Source organism: Bradyrhizobium sp. CIR48 (genome assembly GCF_014198315.1).
In the GTDB taxonomy this organism is placed as follows: domain Bacteria; phylum Pseudomonadota; class Alphaproteobacteria; order Rhizobiales; family Xanthobacteraceae; genus Bradyrhizobium.
This window is the reverse complement of the sequence record NZ_JACIHG010000002.1, coordinates 60,270-83,615: the sequence shown is the minus strand read 5'-3', so window position 1 is coordinate 83,615 and position 23,346 is coordinate 60,270. Positions and strand designations below refer to the sequence as shown.

Genomic DNA, 23,346 nt, shown 5'->3' with positions numbered 1-23,346 from the left:
AAACATGTCGATCAGCAGCATCAACTACTCTTCGTCGATTCTCGGCTCGCAGATCCGCAACATCAATCAGCAGCTCACCGACCTGTCGACGCAGCTCTCGACCGGCAAGCTGTCGCAGAACTATTCCGGGATGGGCACCAACGAGGGCTTTGCGATCGCCGGGCGCGCGCAGCTCTCCAACATCGCCGCCTATACCGACACGATCACCAACGTCAATGTCAGCATCAACCTCGCCAACACGGCGTTGCAGTCGCTGACCAAGATCCGCAGCACGGTGCAGACCGGCGCGGCCAACACCGCGCAGGATCTCAACGTCAACGGCCAGACCATCGCGCAGAACACCGCCGCCGCCCAGTTCGGCTCGATGGTCGGCGTGCTCAACACGCAGACGGGCAACCGCTATCTGTTTTCCGGAACCGCCGTCAACACGCAGTCGGTTGCGGATGCCGGCGACATCATCAACGGCACCACGACGCAGGCGGGGTTCAAGACCGTGATGGCGGAGCGCCAGGCCGCCGACCTCGGCGCCAACGGCATGGGCCGCCTGGTGCAGACGCAGCCGACGCCGAGCTCGATCCAGGTGTCGGAAGACGCCGCCGGATCGCCGTTCGGGCTGAAGCTCAAGGCGGTATCCTCGACCCTGACGGGCGCGACCATCACCGGCCCGAGTGGCTCGCCGGTGTCGTTCTCGGTCGATCTCAACGGCGTCAACCCGAACAATGGCGACAAGCTGAGCGTGCAGTTTACGCTGCCGGACGGCTCGACCGAGCAGATCGATCTGACCGCGTCGACGGCGACGCCAACGCCGCTCGGCAGCTTCGCGATCGACGCCAGCACCCCCGTCAACCCGACCAACACCGCGAACAACCTCAACGCCGCGCTGAACACCGCGATCACGAAGCTCGCCAACACCTCGCTGGTGGCGGCATCCGCGATCGTCGCCGGCGACAATTTCTTCAACACCGCAAGCTCGGCGATCGGCACGCCCGTCAACAACCAGGCGGCGCCGCCGGCGCCCGTGACCGGCGCGACCGCGCTGTCCGGGGTGAGCCCCTCGGATTCGATCTCGCCGGGCTTCGTCGCCGGCGACACCATCACCGTCAACGGCACCACGCTGACCTTCGTCAGTTCGGGCGCGACCGGCAACCAGCTCAACGTCACCGACAGCATCCAGAATCTGCTCGGCAAGATCGACCAGATCACGGGGACGTCGAAGCCCTCGACGGTCCATGGCGGTTCGATCACGATCAACACCGACGATGCGGCGAGCCTGAACATCACGAGCTCGAATACCGGCGCGCTGGGCTCGCTCGGTTTCAGCGCGACGCCCGTGACCGCCACCCAGCCGCCACTGCGGGTCGGATCCTCGCCCGCGAGCTCGGCGACGACGCTGGTCAACGGCTCGGCCGCCACCGTGGAATGGTATCTTGGCAATGACGGGCCCGGCTCGGCGCGCTCGACCGCGATGGCGCGCGTCGACGATTCCGTCACGGTGCAGTACGGGGCCCAGGCGAACGAGGACGCGATCCGCCGGCAGTTGCAGGCGATCGCGGTGTTCGGAACCTTCTCGACCTCGCCGACCGGGCAGTATTCGGGCGGGCAGGTCGCTGCGCTGAGCCTGCGCACGACCCAGGCGCTGACCCAGCAGCCCGGCCAGCAGCGCATCGAGGACATCCAGACCGACATCGCGATGGCCCAGAACACGATGAAGGACGCGAGCACGCGCCAGACCCAGGCCAAGGCGCAGCTCCAGACCATCATCGACCAGGCGGAATCGGCCTCGCCGGACGAGGTCGCGAGCCAGCTGCTGGCGCTGCAGAACGCGCTCCAGGCGTCCTATCAGGTGACCTCGAACCTGGCGCAGCTCTCGCTCGTCAAGTTCCTGTAAGGACGCGTTAAGGCGCCGTTAACCATGCCTCTTTACCTCTTGGTGAGGATTGGAGCGGGGCGGAGCTGCCGATGTCGGACAGGATGCAACTGGTGGTGGCAACGCCGTGCTTCGGCGGGCAGGTGTCGAGCATCTATGCGAGCTCGATCTTCGCGCTGCAGCGCGCTGTGCACGGCATGTCCAATCTCGAGCTCAAGGTGCTGCTGCGCGACGGCGATGCGCTGATCACCCGCGCGCGGGCCAATCTGGTCGCGATGTTCCTGGACGATCCCAGGGCGACGCATTTCCTGTTCATCGACGCCGATATCGGCTTCAAGCCGGAGCAGGTGTTTCGGCTGATCGAATGCGGCGCGGATGTCGTCGCCGGCTGCTATCCGATCAAGCGGGTCAATTGGGACAAGGCCGCGCGGGCGATCCAGTCGGGCCGCACCGACGTGCCGGCCGCCTCGCTCGACTACGTGCTCGAGATCGAGGATCCCGACCGCATCGTCGTGGTCAACGGTTTCACCCGGGTGCGCTATGCCGGCACCGGCTTCCTGATGATCCGGCGCCAGGCGCTGGAGGCGATGTGCCGCCATCCGGACTATGCGGCGTTGCAGTTCTTCCGTGAGCATTCGCACGACACGCTGGCGGCAAGCCAGAACCGGTTTGCGCTGTTCGAATGCATGATCGATGCGGCGACCGGCACGTATCTGTCCGAGGACTTCGCCTTCTGCAAGCGCTGGACCGATATCGGCGGCGAGATCTGGGCCGACATCCAGAGTTCGCTCGATCACGTCGGGCCGTCGGTGTTCCACGGCGATATCGCCTCGCAATTCGCGCCGGCGGCTGCGGCCGATGCGGCGTGAGCCTTCCGGGATGAGCGCCGGCGCATCCCGTCTGTCAGGTCAGGAGCGCGCCCCCGACGGCGGCTCACGTTATCTCCTGCGCGATCTCTTCACGCCACTGGACACGCTGCTGGTCTCCGGCGGTGATCCGCGGCTGGCGCTCGACGCCAGGGATCGCGTCAACGGCTATGGCTGCGCGGCTTCGCCGGAGCCGGAGATCTGGAATTTCGCCTCCTCGACCGCATCGACGATCTCGCAAGTGGCTTACGACCGTGCCGCGCTGGCGCGCGAAGAGCTGATGCACAAGTGCCTGTTCGACGAGGTCGAGATCGCCTTCGATGCGCGCTGCGAGGACATGCGGGACGAGCTGCGCGGCCATCTCCAGCTCTCGCCGCGTGTCGACGTCGTGTTCTCGCCCTCCGGCACCGACTCCCAGCTCCATGCCCTGTTCCTGGCGCGCGCGGTGCTCGGGGCGCCGCCGGTGACGATCGTGGTCGGCGCCGACCAGACCGGAAGCGGGACGATCCACACCGCCCGCGGGCACCATTTCAGCTCCATGACGGCGAGCGGCCTTGCGGTTCGCAAGGACGGTGCGGTTGCGGGGCTCGCCGGCGCCAGTCTCGCATTGCCGCTGCTCGCGACCGAGCCCGGGATTGCGATGCGCGCGGACACGGATGCCGCGGTGCTGCGTACGGTCGAGGCCACGATCGCGCAAGGTGCGCCGGTGCTGCTCCAGATCATGGATGCATCCAAGCTCGGCTGGCGTGCACCGAGCGCGGCCTGTCTCGACGAGATCGCGCGGCGCTGGCCGCGCAAGGTCCAGATCGTCGTCGATGCCTGCCAGGCCCGGTTCGGTCGCCGCCGGCTGCGCTCCTATCTCGACCGCGGCTATATGGTGCTGATGACAGGCTCCAAATTCTTCGGCGGGCCGGCCTTCAGCGGCGCGGTGCTGGTGCCGAAGGGCCTTTCGCGGTCGCTCGACCGGGTCGAGGGGATCGCGCCTGGTATCTTCGACTATGCCGGCCGTTGCGATTGGCCGGTGGCCTGGACGGCGCTGCGTTCGCGCTTCGAGCGCCGTCCGAATTTCGGTCAATGGTTGCGCTGGGAAGCGGCGCTGGCCGAGATCGGCCGCTACTACACGGTGCCCGGGGCTTTCCGCGCGGAGATACTCGCCGAGCTCGCCGCCGGCATCGACAGCATGATCGCGCTGTCGCCGTCGCTTCGCCCCGTTCCATCCGCGATCGGGACTGCCGGCGCGGATGATGAGGAATTTGCACAAACCACGATCTTTCCGTTCATCCTGCTGCGCGACGGCAAGCCGGTCTCGATCGCCGAGACCGCCGCCGTTCATCGGGCATTGGCGCGCGACATGAACGAGGCGATCGGCGGCAGTGCGGCGGACCGGCAGGTCGCCGTGCAGCGCTGCCTGATCGGCCAGCCGGTCCGGCTGGAGCGGCAGGACGAGGCACCGCAGGCCGTGCTGCGCCTCTGCGTCGGCGCACGGCTCGTGACCGAGGCCTGGTCGCCCGACATAGCGCAGGCGCAACGCAACGTGCAGCAAATTCTCGATCGCATCGCCCATGTCCTGGTAAAGATCGAGCTGCTGCTTGACCGTGGCGCGGTCGCGGCCGCGCCGGTAAACTCCGCGTTCGAGGTGTGAGATGCAGCATCCGGTTTCCGCGCCGCTTCGCATGACCACGGCGAACTATGCCGATCGCATCGGCTTTTCGCAGCTGACGCGCCAGGCCTTCGAAGGTGTCGACCTGCATCCGTTGCGCGACCAGCTGCTGGCGCGGATCGCGGCGGGGACCGCACTGGCAGGCGAAGGACTGGATCTGTCGTTGATCACCCAGCTACTCGGCGACAAGGATCAGGGGCTTGCGATCCAGTCGGAGGTGCTGAGCTTCCACCAATTGTTTCGCACGCCGAGCGCTGCTCCGAAGCCGGGCTTGCGCGTGCTCGCGCTAGCAGCCGACATCGACATGGGCGGCAACACGCCGATCGATTTCCTGCTCGAAGGCTCCGACATCGAGCTGTTGACGCTCTACGTTGTCAAGGGCGTCGGTCTGCCGGAGAACTTGCCCGAGCACGACGTTGCCATCGTGGTCGCCTCCGATTCCGAGGAATGCCGCGAGGCGCTCGCTTCGATCGAGCAGGCCGCGCCGCACTGGCCGCGGCCGCTGCTCAATCGTCCCGATCGCATCGGCAACCTCGATCGCGACAAGCTGCATCGGCTACTGGCCGGCGTGCCGGGTCTCGATATTCCCGCGACCATTCACGCGACGCGCGCGCAATTGTCAGATCTTTCGCGAGGGCAGATCGCCTGCCGGGACATCGCGGGTGAATTGCGCTTTCCGATGATCGCGCGGCCGCGCGGCTCGCATGCCGGCGTCGGACTCGCGAAGCTCGACGATGCGGCCGCGCTGGCAGCCTATCTTACCGAGCGTGATGAGCAGGATTTTTTCGTCGCGCGCTTCGTCGACTATGTGAATCCCGACGGGCTCTACCGCAAATATCGTCTCGCGATGGTCGACGGCAAACCTTACGCCTGCCACATGGCGATCGCCGACCGCTGGGACATCTGGTATCTCAACGCCTACATGGCGTTCAGCGAGGAGAAGCGGGCAGAAGAAGCGATCTTCATGCGCGACTTCGATCACGCCTTCGCCGCGCGCCACAAAAGCGCGCTCGACGAGATGAGCAGGCGCGTCGGCCTCGATTATTTCATCGTCGATTGCGCCGAGAACCAGGGCGGCGAGCTCCTGGTGTTCGAGGCCGACAACACCGCTGTCGTGCACAACATGGATTCGCCGGCCGTGTTTCCCTACAAGCCGCCACAGATGCGCAAGATCTTTGCGGCGTTCTCGGCGATGTTGTCGCGGCATGCAAGAGCAGGCGAGGGGAGTGCAGCATGAACGAGATCATCCGCAACGCGCAAAGCTCCGTCGCGCACGCCTCGCTCGACCCGCAGGACTGGAGCGAATTTCGCGCGCTCGCCCATCGCATGCTCGACGATGCGATCGACGGCATCGCCAACGTTCGGGCGCGCCCGGTCTGGCAGCCGATCCCTGATAGCGCCCGCGCGGCCTTCAGGGCCGACGTGCCGCGCGAGGCGAGCGACCTCGCCGAGGTCTATCGCGAATTCGCCGAGCACGTCGCGCCGTATGCGACCGGCAACGTCCATCCCGGCTTCATGGGCTGGGTGCATGGCGGCGGCACCGCGGTCGGCATGGTCGCGGACATGCTCGCGGCCAGCCTCAACGCCAATCTCGGCGGACGCGACCACATGCCGATCGAGGTCGAACGCCAGATCGTCGACTGGATGCGCCACCTGTTCGCGTTTCCGGACAGTGCGAGCGGCATCTTCGTCACGGGCACGTCGATGGCCAATCTGATGGCGGTGCTGGTGGCGCGGACGGCTGCGCTCGGCACGCTGGCGCGACAATACGGCATCGGCAATGACGGTGCGGTGCTGACGGCCTATACGTCGCAGGCCGCGCATGGCTGCGTCTCCAGGGCGATGGACATCGCCGGGCTCGGCACCGATGCGCTGCGCAAGGTCGGCGTCGATGCCGATCATCGCATCGACGTAGCCGCGCTGCGTGCGCAAATCACTGTTGATCGCGAGGTCGGCTTCAAGCCGTTCCTGGTCGTGGCGTCTGCCGGCACGGTCGACATTGGTGCGATCGACGACCTCAAGGCGATCGCGGAGCTGTGCCGCGAGGAGGGCATCTGGTTTCACGTCGACGGCGCTTTCGGCGCGCTTGCGATCTTCTCGCCCGAGCTCGCGCCGCTGCTCGGCGGCATGGAGCTCGCAGATTCCATTGCGCTCGACTTCCACAAATGGGGGCAAGTGCCTTACGACGCCGGATTCCTCCTGGTGCGCGATGGCGAGCAGCATCGGCAGGCCTTCGCACAGCCCGCGGCCTATCTGCGCCGCGAGGCGAGGGGGCTTGCGGCGGGCGCGATCTGGCCCTGCGATCTCGGTCCCGATCTGTCGCGCGGCTTCCGTGCGCTGAAGACGTGGTTCACGCTGAAGACATTCGGTACCGATCGGCTCGGTGCGACGATCACGAGAAGCTGCGCGCTGGCAAGATATCTGGAGGCCCGCGTAATGGCCGAACCGCGGCTGGAATTGCTGGCGCCGGTCAACCTCAACATCGTCTGCTTCCGCTATCGTGCCGATGATGCGGTCAATCGCGAGATTGTCGCCGACATCCAGGAGTCCGGAATAGCAGCTCCCTCGAGCACGACGCTGGACGGCAGGTTTGCGATCCGCGCCGCGATCGTCAATCACCGCACCGAGGAGGCGGACATCGACGCGCTGGTCGCGGCCGTGCTGGAGTTCGGCAGCCGGCGGTTCGCCGACGGAATGATCGAGGTCGAGGCACCGCCGCTCGCGGCGCAATAGCACTGGTGCATGGCTGAAACGACAACGGCCCCGGAGACGATCCGGGGCCGTTGTCGTTTGCGTCGATGGTCAGGCGGCGGAGCTCACGTCCTTGGCCGCTTCCGTCTGGGGATGGGTGGCCTCGAATTGGCTCCGCAGCTTCTCTTCATAGGCGATCAGCTTGCGGGCATCCTTCAGCGCCCGGTAGAGGTCGCCGTTCAGGATGTTGTTGTTGATGCCCTCGATGATCGGCCAGGCGCTCGGCACCGCGGTGACGATATCGCGCACCAGGTTGAAATAGGTGCCGTGCTGGCTCTGCGGATCCGGCGAGATGTACATGAGCTGGACCGCCAGATAGACGAGCTTCGCCGGCGAATCCGCGGTCTCGGGCGTGAGGATGTCGCGCTCGCGCAGGATCGGCACGTTGTCGCCGTCGATCAGGAGGCGCGCACGCTGGTCCGTATTGGTAATCACGCAGTTGCCGACGATGATGCGTTCGTGCGGTCTGAGCTCGACCTTGAGGGCCATTGCCTGTTCTCCATCAACGCTTTCGTAACCGAGCGCTCGTTGCGGCCTATTAAGACGTGATTCTCGCTCGGAATTAGTTAACGAGCTGTAAATTCCAGCCGTTCACGCGGGAAACCGCAATATTTTCAAGGTCGTACCCTTGCGGCTGCGCGGCGATCTTGCGCGGCGTCCCCGGCCGAATCACGCGAAACCCGGCAAAGGCACGGATTTCATTTCATGTTTCGTTAGAGGTCTCGGCGCCACGGTCCGCCGGTCGCTGGGTCACTCTCGATCCAAGCAGACGAGTAACAGTTGCGTCGTTTACCAGAAAGGTAACAGAGTTATGTCAGGCATCGTCCTCTCCGCGTCGGTTCGCCAGAACCTCCTCTCCCTCCAGTCCACTGCTGATCTTCTCGCCACCACGCAGAACCGTCTGTCGACCGGCAAGAGCGTCAATTCGGCCCTGGACAATCCCACCAACTTCTTCACGGCACAGTCGCTCGACAACCGCGCCAGCGACATCAACAACCTGCTCGATGGCATCGCCAACGGCGTGCAGGTGCTGCAGGCTGCCAACACCGGCATCACCTCGCTGCAGAAGCTGATCGACTCTGCGAAGTCGATCGCCAACCAGGCGCTGCAGACCACGGTGGGTTACTCCACCAAGTCGAACGTCTCCGCCACCATCTCCGGTGCGACCGCGGCCGACCTCCGCGGCACGACCTCGTTCGCCAGCGCCACCGCATCCAGCAACGTGCTCTATAGCGGCGCGGCGGGCGGCACCACGGCGGCGACCGGCACCACGACGCTCGGCGCCAGCATCGGCGTCTTCGCGAGCACTGGCGCAACGACCGGCGCCGGCGGTACCACGACCCTGGAAGGCACCATCACCCTGATCGCCACCAACGGCACGAGCGCCAGCGGCCTGGCCGGCAACGCCCAGCCCGCCGACGGCGACACCCTGACCGTGAACGGCAAGACCATCACCTTCCGCGCCGGCGTCGCGCCGGCGGCGAGCGGTGTCCCCTCCGGTTCGGGCGTCAGCGGCCATCTCGTCACCGACGGCAGCGGCAATACCACCGTCTATCTCGGTAGCACCGGCACGCCTGCGACGCTTGCGACCGTCGACGATCTGTTGAGCGCGATCGATCTGGCCAGCGGCGTCAAGACAGTTGCCATCAGCTCGGGTGCTGCGACGATCGCCACCAGCGTCGGCCAGACCGCCTCGACCGTTGCCGGCGGTGCCGTCACGCTGAGGAGCTCGACAGGCGCGGATCTGAGCGTCACCGGCAAGGCCGACCTGCTCAAGGCCCTCGCCCTGACGACGTCCGTGGGCGGCGGCAACGCCACGGTCAACGTCAACCGGACCACGAGCTCGGCCTCGCTCGGTGCGACCATCGCTGACGGTTCGACGCTGAACGTCGACGGCCACGTCATCACCTTCAAGAACGCGCCGGTTCCGGGCTCGACCGGGGCTCCGAGCGTTCCGAGCGGTTATGGTGCGAGCGGCAACGTCCTCACCGACGGCAATGGCAACTCGACGGTCTACCTGCAGGCCGGCACGGTCAACGACGTCTTGAAGGCGATCGACCTTGCCACCGGCGTGCAGACCGCGACGATCAATGCCAACGGCACCGCGACGCTTGGGACCGCCACCGGTCAGTCGAATTCGACGATCAATACGTCCGGTCAGCTCAAGATCTCGACCGGCGTCAACGCCGACCTCTCGATCACCGGCACCGGCAACGCGTTGAACGTGCTTGGTCTTGCCGGCAACACCGGCACCTCGACCGCGTTCACCGCGGCTCGTACCTCCGGCATCGGCGGCATCAGCGGCAAGACCTTGACCTTCTCCTCCTTCAACGGCGGCACGGCGGTTGACGTCACCTTCGGCGACGGCACCAACGGCACGGTCAAGACGCTCGATCAGCTCAACACCAAGCTTCAGGCCAACAACCTGACGGCGACGATCGACGCCAACGGCCTGCTGACGGTCTCCACCACCAACGACTACGCGTCCTCGACCATCGGTTCGAGCGCCGCAGGTGGTGCGATCGGCGGCACGCTGACCTCGTCGCTGACGTTCTCGACGGCTTCCAGCCCCGTCCAGGACACGGTTGCCCAGACCTCGCGTGCGAACCTGGTCTCTCAGTACAACAACATCCTGAACCAGATCGACACGACGGCGCAGGACTCCTCGTTCAACGGCGTCAACCTCTTGAACGGCGACCAGCTCAAGCTGGTGTTCGACGAGACCGGCAAGTCGAACCTGAGCATCACCGGCGTGACCTACAACTCCAAGGGTCTGGGCCTCGCTGCCCTGACCAGCGGCGTCGACTTCATCGACAACTCCGCGACCAACAAGGTGCTGGCTAACCTGAACGCGGCGTCGAGCACGCTGCGCTCGGAAGCCTCGAGCCTCGGTTCGAACCTCTCGGTGGTGCAGGTTCGTCAGGACTTCAACAAGAGCCTGATCAACGTGCTGCAGACCGGTTCGTCCAACCTGACCCTGGCCGACACCAACACCGAAGCGGCCAACAGCCAGGCGCTGTCGACCCGCCAGTCGATCGCGGTCTCCGCGCTGTCGCTGGCCAACCAGTCGCAGCAGAGCGTGCTGCAGCTGCTCCGCTAAGTCGCGGACGACATCGCAAGCAAGATCCGGCGGCGGGGCTTCGGCCCCGCCGCTTTCTTTTTTGCGCCGGCATCAGGTGCCGCATGACGAACCGGGAATGATGCATTCGAATGCAGCCAATTGCTCACTCTGAGTTATGGTTGACAAGTGGCAAATGGCTCGTCGCTGCACCAAAAAGCGTCATCCTATCATGACGATATGGGAGGAGCGGATCAGGCTCCGAACGCGCGTATGGTGAATCCGCGCAAGGACTGGTGCGACACGCTTCATGCTTTGTTAGCCGTCTGCGTTCACCGTCCCGGCATCGATTAATCCTAATCGAAGTTTGTTTGTTGCGTTGCGTACCAGAAGGGTAACACTCAATGTCCGGTATCGTCCTCTCTTCGTCGGTTCGTCAGAACCTGCTCTCCCTCCAGTCCACCGCTGATCTTCTCGCCACCACACAGAGCCGTCTGTCGACCGGCAAGAGCGTCAATTCGGCCCTGGACAATCCCACCAACTTCTTCACGGCACAGTCGCTCGACAACCGCGCCAGCGACATCAACAACCTGCTCGACGGCATCGCCAACGGCGTGCAGGTGCTGCAGGCTGCCAACACCGGCATCACCTCGCTGCAGAAGCTGATCGACTCTGCGAAGTCGATCGCCAACCAGGCGCTGCAGACCACGGTGGGTTACTCCACCAAGTCGAACGTCTCGACCACCATCTCCGGTGCGACCGCGGCCGACCTGCGCGGCACGACCTCGTTCGCCAGCGCCACCGCATCCAGCAACGTGCTGTATAGCGGCGCGGCGGGCGGCACCACGGCGGCGACCGGCACCACGACGCTCGGCGCCAGCATCGGCGTCTTCGCGAGCACTGGCGCAACGACCGGCGCCGGCGGTACCACGACCCTGGAAGGTACCATCACCCTGATCGCCACCAACGGCACGAGCGCCAGCGGCCTGGCCGGCAACGCCCAGCCCGCCGACGGCGACACCCTGACCGTGAACGGCAAGACCATCACCTTCCGCAGCGGCGTCGCGCCGGCGGCGACCGGTGTCCCCTCCGGTTCGGGCGTCAGCGGCCATCTCGTCACCGACGGCAGCGGCAATACCACCGTCTATCTCGGTAGCACCGGCACGCCTGCGACGCTTGCGACCGTCGACGATCTGTTGAGCGCGATCGATCTCGCCAGCGGCGTCAAGACAGTTGCCATCAGCTCGGGTGCTGCGACGCTCGCCACAAGCGTCGGCCAGACCGCCTCTACCGTTGCCGGCGGTGCCGTCACGCTGAGGAGTTCGACAGGCGCGGATCTGAGCGTCACCGGCAAGGCCGACCTGCTCAAGGCGCTCGCCCTGACGACGGCCGTGGGCGGCGGCAACGCCACGGTCAACGTCAACCGCACCACGAGCTCGGCCTCGCTGGGTGCGGAGATCGCGGACGGCTCGACGCTGAACGTCGACGGTCACGTCATCACCTTCAAGAACGCGCCGATCCCGGGCTCGACCGGTGCTCCGAGCGTTCCGAGCGGTTATGGTGCGAGCGGCAACGTCCTCACCGACGGCAACGGCAACTCGACGGTCTACCTGCAGGCCGGCACGGTCAACGATGTCTTGAAGGCGATCGACCTTGCCACCGGCGTGCAGACCGCGACGATCAACGCCAACGGCACCGCGACGCTTGCGACCGCCACCGGCCAGACCAACTCGTCGATCAACGCCTCCGGCCAGCTCAAGATCTCGACTGGCGTCAACGCCGACCTCTCGATCACCGGCACCGGCAATGCGTTGAACGTGCTCGGCTTCGCCGGTAACACGGGGACCTCGACCGCGTTCACCGCGGCTCGTACCTCCGGCGTTGGCGGCCTCACGGGCAAGACCTTGACCTTCTCCTCCTTCAACGGCGGCACCGCGGTCAACGTCACCTTCGGCGACGGCACCAACGGCACGGTCAAGACGCTCGATCAGCTCAACACCAAGCTGCAGGCCAACAACCTGACGGCGACGATCGACGCCAATGGCCTGCTGACGGTCTCGACCACCAACGACTACGCGTCCTCGACCATCGGATCGACGGCGGCGGGTGGTGCGATCGGCGGTACGCTGACATCGGCACTGACGTTCTCGACGGCTTCCACCCCCGTCCAGGACACGGTTGCCCAGACCTCGCGTGCGAACCTGGTGTCTCAGTACAACAACATCCTGAACCAGATCGACTCGACGGCGCAGGACTCCTCGTTCAACGGCGTCAACCTGTTGAACGGCGACCAGCTCAAGCTGGTGTTCGACGAGACCGGCAAGTCGAACCTCAGCATCACCGGCGTGACCTACAACTCCAAGGGTCTCGGCCTTGCTGCGCTGACCGGCGGCGTCGACTTCATCGACAACGCCGCCACCAACAAGGTGCTGACCAACCTGAACGCCGCCTCGAGCACGCTGCGCTCGGAAGCTTCGAGCCTCGGTTCGAACCTGACGATCGTGCAGGTTCGTCAGGACTTCAACAAGAACCTGATCAACGTGCTGCAGACCGGCTCGTCCAACCTGACCCTGGCCGACACCAACGTCGAGGCGGCCAACAGCCAGGCGCTGTCGACCCGTCAGTCGATCGCGGTCTCCGCGCTGTCGCTGGCCAACCAGTCGCAGCAGAGCGTGCTCCAGCTGCTCCGCTAAATCGCGGACGACATCGCGAGCAAGATCCGGCGGCGGGGCTTCGGCCCCGCCGCTTTTCGTTTATCGCTCGAGGTTTTGAGAGGGCAGGCGACACTCCGAAAAGTAACCAGCGGTTATGGTTAATGGAGCGTAAGCGCAAAGAATTGCCAATGATTTCAGGCTGATTGCCATCTCGCTCCGCGTTTCCCACCCGCTTATGGTGAACCGGCGCTTATGCGGGCGATGTTCGTTTCACCCTTTGTTAGCCATGTCGCGGCACGCTGGCCCCGTCACTCGATCCGAAGCGATCGAACGAAGACGCGTAAGCCAGAAGGGTAAGAGTCATGTCAGGTATTGTTCTCTCTGCGTCGGTTCGCCAGAACCTCCTCTCTCTCCAGTCCACCGCTGATCTTCTCGCCACCACACAGAACCGTCTGTCGACCGGCAAGAGCGTCAACTCGGCCCTGGACAATCCCACCAACTTCTTCACGGCACAGTCGCTCGACAACCGCGCCAGCGACATCAACAACCTGCTCGACAGCATCGCCAACGGCGTGCAGGTGCTGCAGGCTGCCAATACCGGCCTGACCTCGCTGCAGAAGCTGATCGACAGCGCCAAGTCGATCGCCAACCAGGCGCTGCAGACCACGGTCGGTTACTCCACCAAGTCGAACGTCTCCACCACCATCTCCGGTGCGACCGCGGCCGACCTGCGCGGCACGACCTCGTTCGCGAGCGCCACCGCATCCAGCAACGTGCTCTATAGCGGCGCGGCGGGCGGCACCACGGCGGCGACCGGCACCACGACGCTCGGCGCCAGCATCGGCGTCTTCGCGAGCACTGGCGCAACGACCGGCGCCGGCGGTACCACGACCCTGGAAGGCACCATCACCCTGATCGCCACCAACGGCACGAGCGCCAGCGGCCTGGCCGGCAACGCCCAGCCCGCCGACGGCGACACCCTGACCGTGAACGGCAAGACCATCACCTTCCGCGCCGGCGTCGCGCCGGCGGCGACCGGTGTTCCCGCCGGTTCGGGCGTCAGCGGCCATCTCGTCACCGACGGCAGCGGCAATACCACCGTCTATCTCGGTAGCACCGGCACGCCTGCGACGCTTGCGACCGTCGACGATCTGTTGAGCGCGATCGATCTCGCCAGCGGCGTCAAGACAGTTGCCATCAGCGCGGGTGCTGCGACGATCGCCACGAGTGTCGGCCAGACCGCCTCGACCGTTGCCGGCGGCGCTGTCACGCTGAGGAGCTCGACTGGTGCGGATCTGAGCGTCACCGGCAAGGCCGACCTGCTCAAGGCCCTCGCCCTGACGACCTCAACAGGTGCAGGCAATGCCACCGTGAACGTCAACCGCACCACGAGCGCGGCCTCGCTGGGTGCGGAGATCGCGGACGGCTCGACGCTGAACGTCGATGGTCACGTCATCACCTTCAAGAACGCGCCGGTTCCGGGCTCGACCGGGGCTCCGAGCGTTCCGAGCGGCTTCGGTGTCAGCGGCAACGTCGTCACCGACGGCAACGGCAACTCGACGGTCTACCTGCAGGCCGGCACGGTCAACGACGTCTTGAAGGCGATCGACCTTGCCACCGGCGTGCAGACCGCGACGATCAACGCCAACGGCACCGCGACGCTTGGGACCGCCACCGGTCAGTCGAATTCGACGATCAATACGTCCGGTCAGCTCAAGATCTCGACCGGCGTCAACGCCGACCTCTCGATCACCGGCACCGGCAATGCGCTGAACGTGTTCGGCCTCGCCGGCAATACCGGCAACGCGACCGCTTTCACCGCGGCCCGCACCTCCGGCATCGGCGGCATCGCCGGCAAGACCTTGACCTTCTCCTCCTTCAACGGCGGCACGGCGGTCAACGTCACCTTCGGCGACGGCACCAACGGCACGGTCAAGACGCTCGACCAGCTCAACACCAAGCTGCAGGCCAACAACCTGTCTGCGACGATCGACGCCAACGGCCTGCTGACCATCACCGCGTCCAACGACTACGCGTCCTCGACGCTGGGCTCGACGGCTGCCGGCGGCGCGATCGGCGGAACGCTCACCTCGGCGCTGACCTTCTCGACGGCCTCCAACCCCGTCCAGGATGGCGTTGCCCAGACGGCGCGTGCCAATCTGGTGTCCCAGTACAACAACATCCTGAACCAGATCGACACGACCTCGCAGGACTCCTCGTTCAACGGCGTCAACCTGTTGAACGGCGACCAGCTCAAGCTGGTGTTCGACGAGACCGGCAAGTCGAGCCTGAACATCACCGGCGTGACCTACAACTCCAAGGGTCTTGGTCTTGCTGCCCTGACCGTCGGCGTCGACTTCATCGACAACGCCGCCGCCAACAGGGTGCTGACCAATCTGAACGCCGCGTCGAGCACGCTGCGCTCGGAAGCCTCGAGCCTCGGTTCGAACCTCTCGGTCGTGCAGATCCGTCAGGACTTCAACAAGAACCTGATCAACGTGCTGCAGACCGGCTCGTCCAACCTGACCCTGGCCGACACCAACGTCGAGGCGGCCAACAGCCAGGCGCTGTCGACCCGCCAGTCGATCGCGGTCTCCGCGCTGTCGCTGGCCAACACCTCGCAGCAGAGCGTGCTCCAGCTGCTCCGCTAATAAGCGACTGAATTTACTAAATAAAATCGGGCGGCGGGGTCATTTGCCCCGCCGCTCTTTTTTGCGTCCGGAGGCGGGCAGGGGCGTTCACCGGCGGTTAACCCTATCGATTAAACCGGCGTTAACCATACTTTAAAGGACACCTCCTAAAACTGGACAAAAGCCCGCTTTCGAGACCGCGCGGCCGATTCGTATCCGGTTCAAGAGGAAGACTCGCCAATGTCCAACATCGTTCTCTCGGCGTCCGTTCGCCAGAACCTGTTGTCGCTGCAGTCGACGGCCGACTTGCTGGCCACGACGCAGGAGCGGCTGTCGACCGGCAAGAAGGTCAATACCGCGCTCGACAATCCCACCAACTTCTTCACGGCGCAGGGGTTGGACAACCGGGCGAGCGACATCAGCAACCTGCTCGATGGCATCAATAATGGTGTCCAGGTGCTGCAAGCCGCAAACACCGGCATCACCTCGCTGCAGAAGCTGATCGACAGCGCGAAATCGATCGCCAACCAGGCGCTGCAGACCACGGTCGGTTATTCCACCAAGTCGAACGTCTCCACCACCATTCCCGGTGCGACGCCGGCCGACTTGCGCGGGACGACCTCCTATGCAAGCGCGACCGCCAAGAGCAACGTGCTCTATACCGGTGCTGCCGGTGGCACGACCCCGGTCACCGGAACCGCCGCACTTGGCGCCTCGCTGGGCTCGAGCGCCGGCACATTGGTCGGATTTGCGGCGACCGCGGCCGACGGCACCACCGTGCTCAGTGGCACCGCCACGCTGGTCGGCACCACCGCTTCCACCACCTTCGGCGCCGCGCCCGCGGATGGCGACACCATCACGGTGAACGGCAAGTCCATCACCTTCCGCACCGGCGTCGCTCCGGCCACGCAGCCGACGGGCTGGGGCCTCGACGCCAGCGGGCACATCGCCACCGACGGCAACGGCAATTCGATCGTCTATGAGGGAACGGCGGCGGCGCCCGCGGCGACCATCAACGACGTCCTCACCGCGATCGACCTCGCCAGCGGCGTCAAGACCGCTACAATCAGTGCGGGTGCGGCGACCATCGCGGTCAGCGGTTCGGCGGGTCCCGTCGGCACGCTTCAAGTCGCATCGTCCATCACCGGCGGCCAGGTCACGCTGAAGAGCTCGACCGGCGCCGATCTGAGCGTGACGGGCAAGGCCGACTTCCTCAACAAGCTCGGTCTGACCGCGGCGACCGGCGCAGGCAATGCAAGCGTGACCGCGAACCGGTCGACAACCGCCGGCTCGCTCGGCTCTCTCGTTCAGGACGGCTCGACGCTGAACATCGACGGCCACACCATCACGTTCAAGAACGCGCAGACGCCGCAATCGGCGGCGAGCGTCACGTCGGGTGGCGTCAGCGGCAACATCGTCACCGACGGCAACGGCAACTCGACGGTCTATATCCAGAGCGCGACGTTGACCGACCTGCTCAACGCGGTCGACCTTGCCACCGGCGTCAAGACCGCGAGCCTCTTTAACGGCGCGGCGACCCTGTCGACCACTGCGGGCCAGATCCCGTCGTCCGTCAACAGCAGCGGTCAGCTTGCGCTCTCCACCGGCATCAACTCCGATCTTTCGATCACCGGCACCGGCAACGCCCTCAGCGCGTTCGGCCTCAGCGGCAACACGGGAACGGCGACCGCCTTTACCGCGGCGCGAACCTCCGGTGTTGGCGGTGTCAGCGGCAAGACCCTGACCTTCTCCTCCTTCAACGGCGGTACGCCGGTGAACGTCACCTTCGGCGACGGCACCAACGGCACCGTCAAGACGCTCGATCAGCTCAATGTGCAGCTTCAGGCCAACCACCTGACGGCGACGATCGACGCCAACGGCGTGCTGACGGTCACCACCGTCAACGAATACGCCTCCTCGACCCTTGGCTCGACGGCGGCGGGCGGCGCGGTCGGTGGTACGCTCACCGGCGTGCTCGCCTTTACCACTGCACAGCCGCCGGTTCAGGATCCCGTCGCGCAGACGGCGCGTTCGAGCCTGGTCAGCCAGTTCAACAACATCCTGGCGCAGATCGATACGACGTCGCAGGACTCGTCCTTCAACGGCATCAACCTGCTCAACGGCGACACGCTGAAGCTGGTCTTCAACGAAACCGGCAGCTCCACGCTCGGCATCAACGGCGTCGTGTTCAACGCGGCCGGCCTCGGCCTCAGCAATCTCGTTCCCGGCACGGACTTCATCGACAACGGCGCCACCAACAAGGTGCTGGCCAGCCTGAATGCCGCCTCGAGCAGACTGCGCTCGGAAGGCTCCTCGCTCGGTTCGAACCTCTCGATCGTGCAGGTGCGCCAGGACTTCTCCAAGAACCTGATCAACGTGCTGCAGACCGGCTCGTCCAACCTGACGCTCGCCGATACCAACGAGGAAGCGGCCAACAGCCAGGCGCTGTCGACCCGCCAGTCGATCGCGGTGTCCGCACTGTCGCTGGCCAACCAGTCGCAGCAGAGCGTGTTGCAGCTGCTCCGCTAATTTCGAGGCGCAAGATCGCCACACGATATATCGCGGCGGGGCTAACGCTCCGCCGTTCTTTTGAGGGAGATCGCTAAGACAAGATTAGCTGAGATCGACACGCATCACGCGAAGCGAATTTACATCGTGCGTGCGTGGATCTAGCGTTGCGCCGACGAAGAGCTCCGTGACCCGTAATTATCCGGAGGGCTTCCAAGCACAACACGTAAGCAAATCTTAAGCGGTGCTGCCTAGGGTTGGGAAAGAAATCCTTAAGCGCGTCCAACGCGCTAGGTAACCTCCAGGGTGTGATTGATGTCGAATTCCGCTGCCTCGGCTTATGCGCGTGTTGCAACAACCACCGCATCTCCTCGCGACATCGAGGCGCAGACCCTGCTCAAGGCCGCGAACAAACTCCAGGATGCGGTGAACAACGCCGATCCGCTCAGCGAGCAGACCATGCAGGCCCTGATGTTCAACCGCAAGCTCTGGACCATCTTCCTGAGCGAGGCGATGCGCGACAACAATCCGCAGCCGATCGACGTCCGGCAGAAGATCGCCAACATCAGCGTGTTCGTGCTGAGCCAGACCGCCGCGCTGCAGATGAGCCCGCAGTTCGATCACTTCCGTCCGCTGATCGAGATCAACCGCAATATCGCTGCGGGCCTGTCCGGACGGCCGTGACGAGGACACGTGATGGTCGGCATCGCGAGCATTTGCCAGCGATTGCCGGCCAGCTCAATGCGCAATCGTCAGGCGCTGACGTCGGTGCTGAGTGGACGCGAGGGCTCGGACTTCATATCCATTGCATGGAAATAGGCCCGCCGGCGCAGCATCGCTTCGTCGGGGAACTGGTTGACCACCGCGTCGGTCCTCTCGTTGACGACCTGGAAGACGAACGATGCGGCCGCCTGGTCGAACACGACCTGGCGCGAGACGTTCTCGTGGTTCGGCAGATCGTTGCGCACGGGCGCGCCCGTATCCGCCGCGGCGACCGTCTGGCGCACCGGAAGATCAGTCTGCACAGCCTCGTTCGCCGCCGCATTGGACGTCGTGACGATCTGCACGGGGGCCGGGATCCCCACCGGCCTGATGCTGAAATCTGTACTCATGGCAGCCTCCTGGTTGCCTAATGTGAGTCAAATCCCAACCCCTCTAATAACGCAACCATGGAACACCAGGACTGAAGACCCGGTAAGGAAACGTGACTAACCGCGCGACGATTTCGCCGCGCGGTTTTTCGTAAAATTGTCGCTTGTTCTTGTGGCGCTCAGCTCAGAGCGAGCGGCTGACCGCCAACGGCGTGATGTGGCGCGGACCTGGAGCTGCGCGGCGACCAGCGGCCGTATAGGTGTTCGGCACGTTGCGCTTCTGGAGCTCGGCATTGACGCCGCGCACGACGCTTTCGGAGACCGCGTGCGCGGTCGCGAGCACGGTGAGATTGACCTGGAGCATCGCGCGGAACGCATCGTGGTGGCGGTGCAGCGTCGAGAGCAGCTCCGGCGCGGATTTCGCAAGCTGCGCCTGGTTTGCCCTCAACTGGCTGACGGCGCCGACATAGTTTCGCGACAGCTCCTGCTTCTTGCTCTCGAGCGTCATCGCCTCGCGGACCTTGCCGGCACGAACGAGCTCGGTCTCGCGCTCGATCAGTCCGAGCAGCGCGCTCATCGCGTCCATCAGGTCTTCGGCGAGCTTGCGCGCCTCGGCGCTGCCGGGCGCGGTGTTCGGGCGCTGTTGCATCGGCTGACGTGAGGCGTTGAAATGGTTCATCTCGTTTGACCTTATGCCGTGCGGATCGTTTTCGCCTGCTGCATGATGAGGGTGCGGTAGACTTCGGTGGCGATGCCGACGCCGCCGGCCTTGGCGAAGTTCTTGGAATATTGCTCGGTCAGCATCGAGCGCCACACGCCGGTGCCGGGCGTGTCGCCGAACGGACCTTCGCCTTTCAGGCCCGATGTCATCTGCGAGAACATGCTGTTGAGGAACATCGCCTCGAAGTCGGTGGCGGTCTTCTGCGCCCTGGCCTGCTGCTTCGGCGAGACCTTTTGTAGGGCGGCGGCGAGCTCGAAATCGGGCCGGCCGTTGCGGCTCTCGACCGAGAAAGCCGAGGAGGTGGCGAGGCGCGGTGTGCTGATCGTGCTCGCCTGCATCACATCACCTCGATGTCGGCTTCGATCGCACCGGCGGCCTTGATTGCCTGGAGGATGCTGATCATGTCGCGCGGACCGATGCCGAGGCCGTTGAGGCCGTCGACGAGCTGCTGGAGCGAGACGCCGTCCTTGACGACGGCCAGCTTCTTGCCGTCCTCGGTGACGGTGACGCTGCTGCGCGGCGCGACCACCGTGCGGCCGCGCGACAGTGGGTTGGGCTGACTCACCTGTGGGCTCTCGGAGATGGTGACGGTGAGGTTGCCCTGCGCCACCGCGACGGTGGCGACGCGGACGTCGCGCCCCATCACGATGATGCCGCTGCGTTCGTCGATGATGATCTTGGCGGCAAGATCCGGGTCGACCTGGAGTTGCTCGATCTCGGTGAGAAAGGCGACGACGTTGCCCTTGAACTCGGGCGGGACCGAAAGCTGGACCGTGGAGGGATCGATCGGTTCGGCGGTCTTGACGCCGAGATAGTCGTTGACCGCGGCCGCGATCCGTTTGGCCGTGGTGAAGTCGGCGTTGCGCAGCGCCAGGCGCACGTTCGGCAGCCGATTGAGCGCGAACTCGATCTCGCGCTCGATGATGGCGCCGTTGGCGATGCGTCCCACGGTCGGAACGCCGCGCACGATCTTGGCCGCCTCGCCCTCGGCCTGGAAGCCGGAGATCGCGAGCGAGCCCTGCGCCACCGCGTAGACATTGCCATCGGCACCTAACAGGGGGGTGACGAGCAGGGTGCCGCCCTGGAGGTTCTTGGCATCGCCGAGCGCGGAGACGGTGACGTCCATGCGCGTGCCTTGCGTGGCGAAGGCCGGCAGATTGCCGGTCACCATCACGGCGGCGACGTTGCCGGTACGGATGGTGGCGCCGCGGATGTTGACGCCCATGCGCTCGAGCATCGCCTGCAGCGATTGCTTGGTGAAGGGGATGTTGTTGAGCGTGTCGCCGGTGCCGTTAAGGCCGACGACAAGACCGTAACCGATGAGCTGGTTCTGCCGCACGCCTTCGATATTGGCGAGGTCCTTGATGCGCGAGGTCGCAGCCGCCGGCGCGAGCGACAGCACCAGCGCCGACAGCGCGGCGCAGGCCACCCCAACAATCCTCACCCAACGAACGCTTGGCATCCTCTGCTCCCCAAGGATCCTCAAAGGGCTCCTCAAATCGGAAGGACCTGCACGACACTCCCATGACGAGCTGGTCCGGCGCTGTCCTTGCGAGGGCTGTGCCAACCCGGGGCGGAAGGGATAGGCCGCTGAATAGGTTGAATAAATCTGTTTCGACCGGTGTCAGCGAGCGTTGTCCCTGAGGAGCGAAACTGCCGCCCGTCGGCAGATTTTGCCGGGCCGTTTACGCGCCGTTAACCATAAGACGGCGAAGGTGACCGCATCGATCACCCGGATTCCCTCCGATGCGCATCTACGGACCGAACGGCACGACGCTTGGAACGCCGGCCAACCAGGCCAGGCGGACCGGCTCCGGCACTTTCGTGTTGCCCGACACCTCGTCGGCGCAGGAGACCCGGAGCGCTGCCGCACCGAAGGCCGCCACCAACATCGACGGGCTGCTCGCGCTGCAAGGCGTCGAGGAGGATCCGGTCGAGCGCCGCAAGCGCTCGGTCACCCGCGGCAGGACCGCGCTCGACGTGCTCGACGATCTCAAGATGGGCCTCTTGGCCGGCAATCTCGACGCCTCGACCGTGATGCGCCTGCGCGATGCCGCGGCGAACCTGAAATCGTCCTCGGGCGATCCCGGTCTCGATGCAGTGCTCTCCGAGATCGAGCTGCGCGTCGAGGTTGAACTCGCCAAGGCCGGACGGGCTTAATCGTCATCCGTCACCCTGAGGTGCGCGCCCTGCAATGCAATTGCAGGGCAAGCCTCGAAGGGCGACGGGCCCGCTGAAGCATCTCGGCCGTGCATCCTTCGAGGCTCCCCATGGGACGCGTTGCGTCCCATGCCTCGCGCCTCAGGATGACGGGACTGCTATTGCATCTTCGCCGCACCCCTTACGCCGCTTCCTCCTTCTGCTGCGCGTCGTAGCGGCGCTGGGCGGCGAGAACGTCTTTCAGATTCTGCTCGGCCCAATCGCGCAGCGGATCGACTGCGCCGGCGAGCGTCAGCCCGAGTTGCGTGATCGAATATTCCACCGTGACCGGCACGGTCGCGATGGCATGGCGCTTGATCAGCCCGTCGCGTTCGAGCGATTTGAGAACCTGGCTCAGCATCTTCTGCGAAATGCCTTCGATCGTGCGGCGCAAATGATTGAAGCGCATCGGCTCCTCGCGCAGCAGCAGCAGGATCAGCACCGCCCATTTGTCGCCGATGCGATCAAGGATCTGGCGCGTGGGGCAGTTCGCTGCATAGACGTCGGGTTTCATCGTCGGTCCTCGGAATCCATGTTCGTCGCTTGCTCCACGCGTGGCGGTTACCCTTGCGTAATCAGGTAAGCACAAAGTGCCCTCTTAACACCAGCATTCTTTGCGATATCTAGTCACTTCTAGTTACCATAGAAGCAAAGGAGCCTTCCATGAAAATCGCAGTTGCCGGCGCCTCGGGTCGGGCCGGGTCGGAGATCACCAAGGAACTGTCCCGCCGCGGCCATGCCGTCACGGCCATCGCCCGGAACCCCGAGAAGATCGCGGCCCTGCCGAACGTCACGCCGACCAAGGGGGACGTGCTCGACCAGGCGGGTCTTGCCAAGCTGTGGGCTGGGCACGACGTCGCCGTGAGTTCCGTGCACTTCCTGGCCAGCGACGCGCGGAAGTTGATCGGTGCGGCGAAGGACGCCGGGGTTGGTCGTTACCTCGTCGTCGGCGGCGCCGGCAGCCTCGAGGTCGCGCCGGGCGTGAAACTAGTCACGACTCCCAATTTCCCGGCCCAATATAAGGCGGAAGCGGAGGCAGGCTCGGCCTTCCTCGACCTGCTGCGGCAGGAAAAGGATCTGAACTGGACCTTCATTTCGCCGTCGGCCCTGTTCGTCGAAGGGGAACGCACGGCCAAGTTCCGCCTCGGCACCGATCAGCTTCTCGCAGATGCGAACGGAAAAAGCTGGATCACCTTCGCCGACTACGCCATTGCGCTCGCCGATGAGATCGAGCGGCCAGCCCATCTGCGGCAGCGTTTCACGGTCGGTTACTAGGCTTTCGGCGGTCCCCGGGCCCTCCAGGATAAACCTTCCTGTGCAAGGGCTTGGGGGGCGCCAGCC

General features: G+C 65.0%; 18 protein-coding genes. 12 read left to right on the top strand and 6 right to left on the bottom strand.

Going from position 1 to position 23,346, the window contains the following annotated elements; genetic code table 11:
• Positions 1-4 precede the first annotated feature (4 nt).
• The 5 genes from GGD66_RS06845 (at position 5) to GGD66_RS06825 (ending at position 7,126) form a co-directional block, all read left to right on the top strand.
• Positions 5-1,888, top strand: a complete 1,884-nt coding sequence (locus GGD66_RS06845; protein WP_183257195.1) for a flagellar protein — start codon at positions 5-7, stop codon at positions 1,886-1,888.
• A 71-nt stretch (positions 1,889-1,959) separates the two neighbouring features.
• Positions 1,960-2,736 carry a hypothetical protein gene (locus GGD66_RS06840; RefSeq protein ID WP_183230137.1) on the top strand — a complete coding sequence of 259 codons (777 nt, stop codon included), beginning with the start codon at positions 1,960-1,962 and terminating at the stop codon, positions 2,734-2,736.
• Positions 2,726-4,375, top strand: coding sequence for a hypothetical protein (locus GGD66_RS06835; RefSeq protein WP_183257194.1), 1,650 nt, complete (start codon positions 2,726-2,728; stop codon positions 4,373-4,375). Before GGD66_RS06840 ends, GGD66_RS06835 begins: the two co-directional genes overlap by 11 nt.
• Position 4,376: 1 nt before the next feature.
• Positions 4,377-5,630, top strand: a complete 1,254-nt coding sequence (locus GGD66_RS06830) for a RimK family alpha-L-glutamate ligase (protein WP_183257193.1) — start codon at positions 4,377-4,379, stop codon at positions 5,628-5,630.
• Positions 5,627-7,126 (top strand): aspartate aminotransferase family protein, encoded by a 1,500-nt coding sequence (locus tag GGD66_RS06825; protein ID WP_183257192.1) that lies wholly within the window; start codon positions 5,627-5,629, stop codon positions 7,124-7,126. Before GGD66_RS06830 ends, GGD66_RS06825 begins: the two co-directional genes overlap by 4 nt.
• Positions 7,127-7,195: 69 nt before the next feature.
• Here the strand turns inward: GGD66_RS06825 and flbT are convergent, their stop codons facing one another.
• Positions 7,196-7,633 (bottom strand): flagellar biosynthesis repressor FlbT, encoded by a 438-nt coding sequence (gene flbT, locus GGD66_RS06820; protein ID WP_028144338.1) that lies wholly within the window; start codon positions 7,631-7,633, stop codon positions 7,196-7,198.
• Between the two features lie 322 nt (positions 7,634-7,955).
• Here flbT and GGD66_RS06815 point away from each other — a divergent pair, with 322 nt between their 5' ends.
• From GGD66_RS06815 to flaF, 5 genes are all read left to right on the top strand, one after another.
• Entirely contained in the window at positions 7,956-10,244 is a 2,289-nt protein-coding gene (locus tag GGD66_RS06815; protein WP_183257191.1) for a DUF1522 domain-containing protein, read from the top strand.
• A gap of 362 nt (positions 10,245-10,606) precedes the next feature.
• Complete coding sequence (locus GGD66_RS06810; protein WP_183230129.1) at positions 10,607-12,895, top strand: DUF1522 domain-containing protein; 2,289 nt, start codon at positions 10,607-10,609, stop codon at positions 12,893-12,895.
• A 323-nt stretch (positions 12,896-13,218) separates the two neighbouring features.
• Positions 13,219-15,507, top strand: a complete 2,289-nt coding sequence (locus GGD66_RS06805; protein ID WP_179737805.1) for a DUF1522 domain-containing protein — start codon at positions 13,219-13,221, stop codon at positions 15,505-15,507.
• A gap of 219 nt (positions 15,508-15,726) precedes the next feature.
• Positions 15,727-18,015 carry a DUF1522 domain-containing protein gene (locus tag GGD66_RS06800; protein WP_018321836.1) on the top strand — a complete coding sequence of 763 codons (2,289 nt, stop codon included), beginning with the start codon at positions 15,727-15,729 and terminating at the stop codon, positions 18,013-18,015.
• A gap of 294 nt (positions 18,016-18,309) precedes the next feature.
• Entirely contained in the window at positions 18,310-18,678 is a 369-nt protein-coding gene (gene flaF, locus GGD66_RS06795) for a flagellar biosynthesis regulator FlaF (protein WP_008554779.1), read from the top strand.
• A 68-nt stretch (positions 18,679-18,746) separates the two neighbouring features.
• Here the strand turns inward: flaF and GGD66_RS06790 are convergent, their stop codons facing one another.
• From GGD66_RS06790 to GGD66_RS06775, 4 genes are all read right to left on the bottom strand, one after another.
• The gene (locus GGD66_RS06790; protein ID WP_018321837.1) at positions 18,747-19,106 is read right to left on the bottom strand and encodes a hypothetical protein; all 360 of its coding nucleotides are present in this window, start codon (positions 19,104-19,106) and stop codon (positions 18,747-18,749) included.
• A gap of 163 nt (positions 19,107-19,269) precedes the next feature.
• On the bottom strand, positions 19,270-19,764 hold the full coding sequence (locus GGD66_RS06785; protein ID WP_183257190.1) for a hypothetical protein: 495 nt from the start codon (positions 19,762-19,764) through the stop codon (positions 19,270-19,272).
• Between the two features lie 11 nt (positions 19,765-19,775).
• Positions 19,776-20,144 carry a flagellar assembly peptidoglycan hydrolase FlgJ gene (gene flgJ / locus GGD66_RS06780; RefSeq protein WP_018321839.1) on the bottom strand — a complete coding sequence of 123 codons (369 nt, stop codon included), beginning with the start codon at positions 20,142-20,144 and terminating at the stop codon, positions 19,776-19,778.
• Positions 20,144-21,268 (bottom strand): flagellar basal body P-ring protein FlgI, encoded by a 1,125-nt coding sequence (locus GGD66_RS06775; protein ID WP_026202627.1) that lies wholly within the window; start codon positions 21,266-21,268, stop codon positions 20,144-20,146. Before GGD66_RS06775 ends, flgJ begins: the two co-directional genes overlap by 1 nt.
• A gap of 284 nt (positions 21,269-21,552) precedes the next feature.
• Here GGD66_RS06775 and GGD66_RS06770 point away from each other — a divergent pair, with 284 nt between their 5' ends.
• Positions 21,553-21,966 carry a flagellar assembly protein FliX gene (locus GGD66_RS06770; protein ID WP_018321841.1) on the top strand — a complete coding sequence of 138 codons (414 nt, stop codon included), beginning with the start codon at positions 21,553-21,555 and terminating at the stop codon, positions 21,964-21,966.
• Between the two features lie 181 nt (positions 21,967-22,147).
• Here GGD66_RS06770 and GGD66_RS06765 read toward each other — a convergent pair whose 3' ends face one another.
• The gene (locus GGD66_RS06765) at positions 22,148-22,519 is read right to left on the bottom strand and encodes a helix-turn-helix domain-containing protein (protein ID WP_018321842.1); all 372 of its coding nucleotides are present in this window, start codon (positions 22,517-22,519) and stop codon (positions 22,148-22,150) included.
• A 149-nt stretch (positions 22,520-22,668) separates the two neighbouring features.
• On the opposite strand from GGD66_RS06765, the gene GGD66_RS06760 reads away from it, so the two are divergent.
• Positions 22,669-23,280 carry an NAD(P)-dependent oxidoreductase gene (locus GGD66_RS06760; RefSeq protein ID WP_183238605.1) on the top strand — a complete coding sequence of 204 codons (612 nt, stop codon included), beginning with the start codon at positions 22,669-22,671 and terminating at the stop codon, positions 23,278-23,280.
• Positions 23,281-23,346 lie beyond the last annotated feature (66 nt).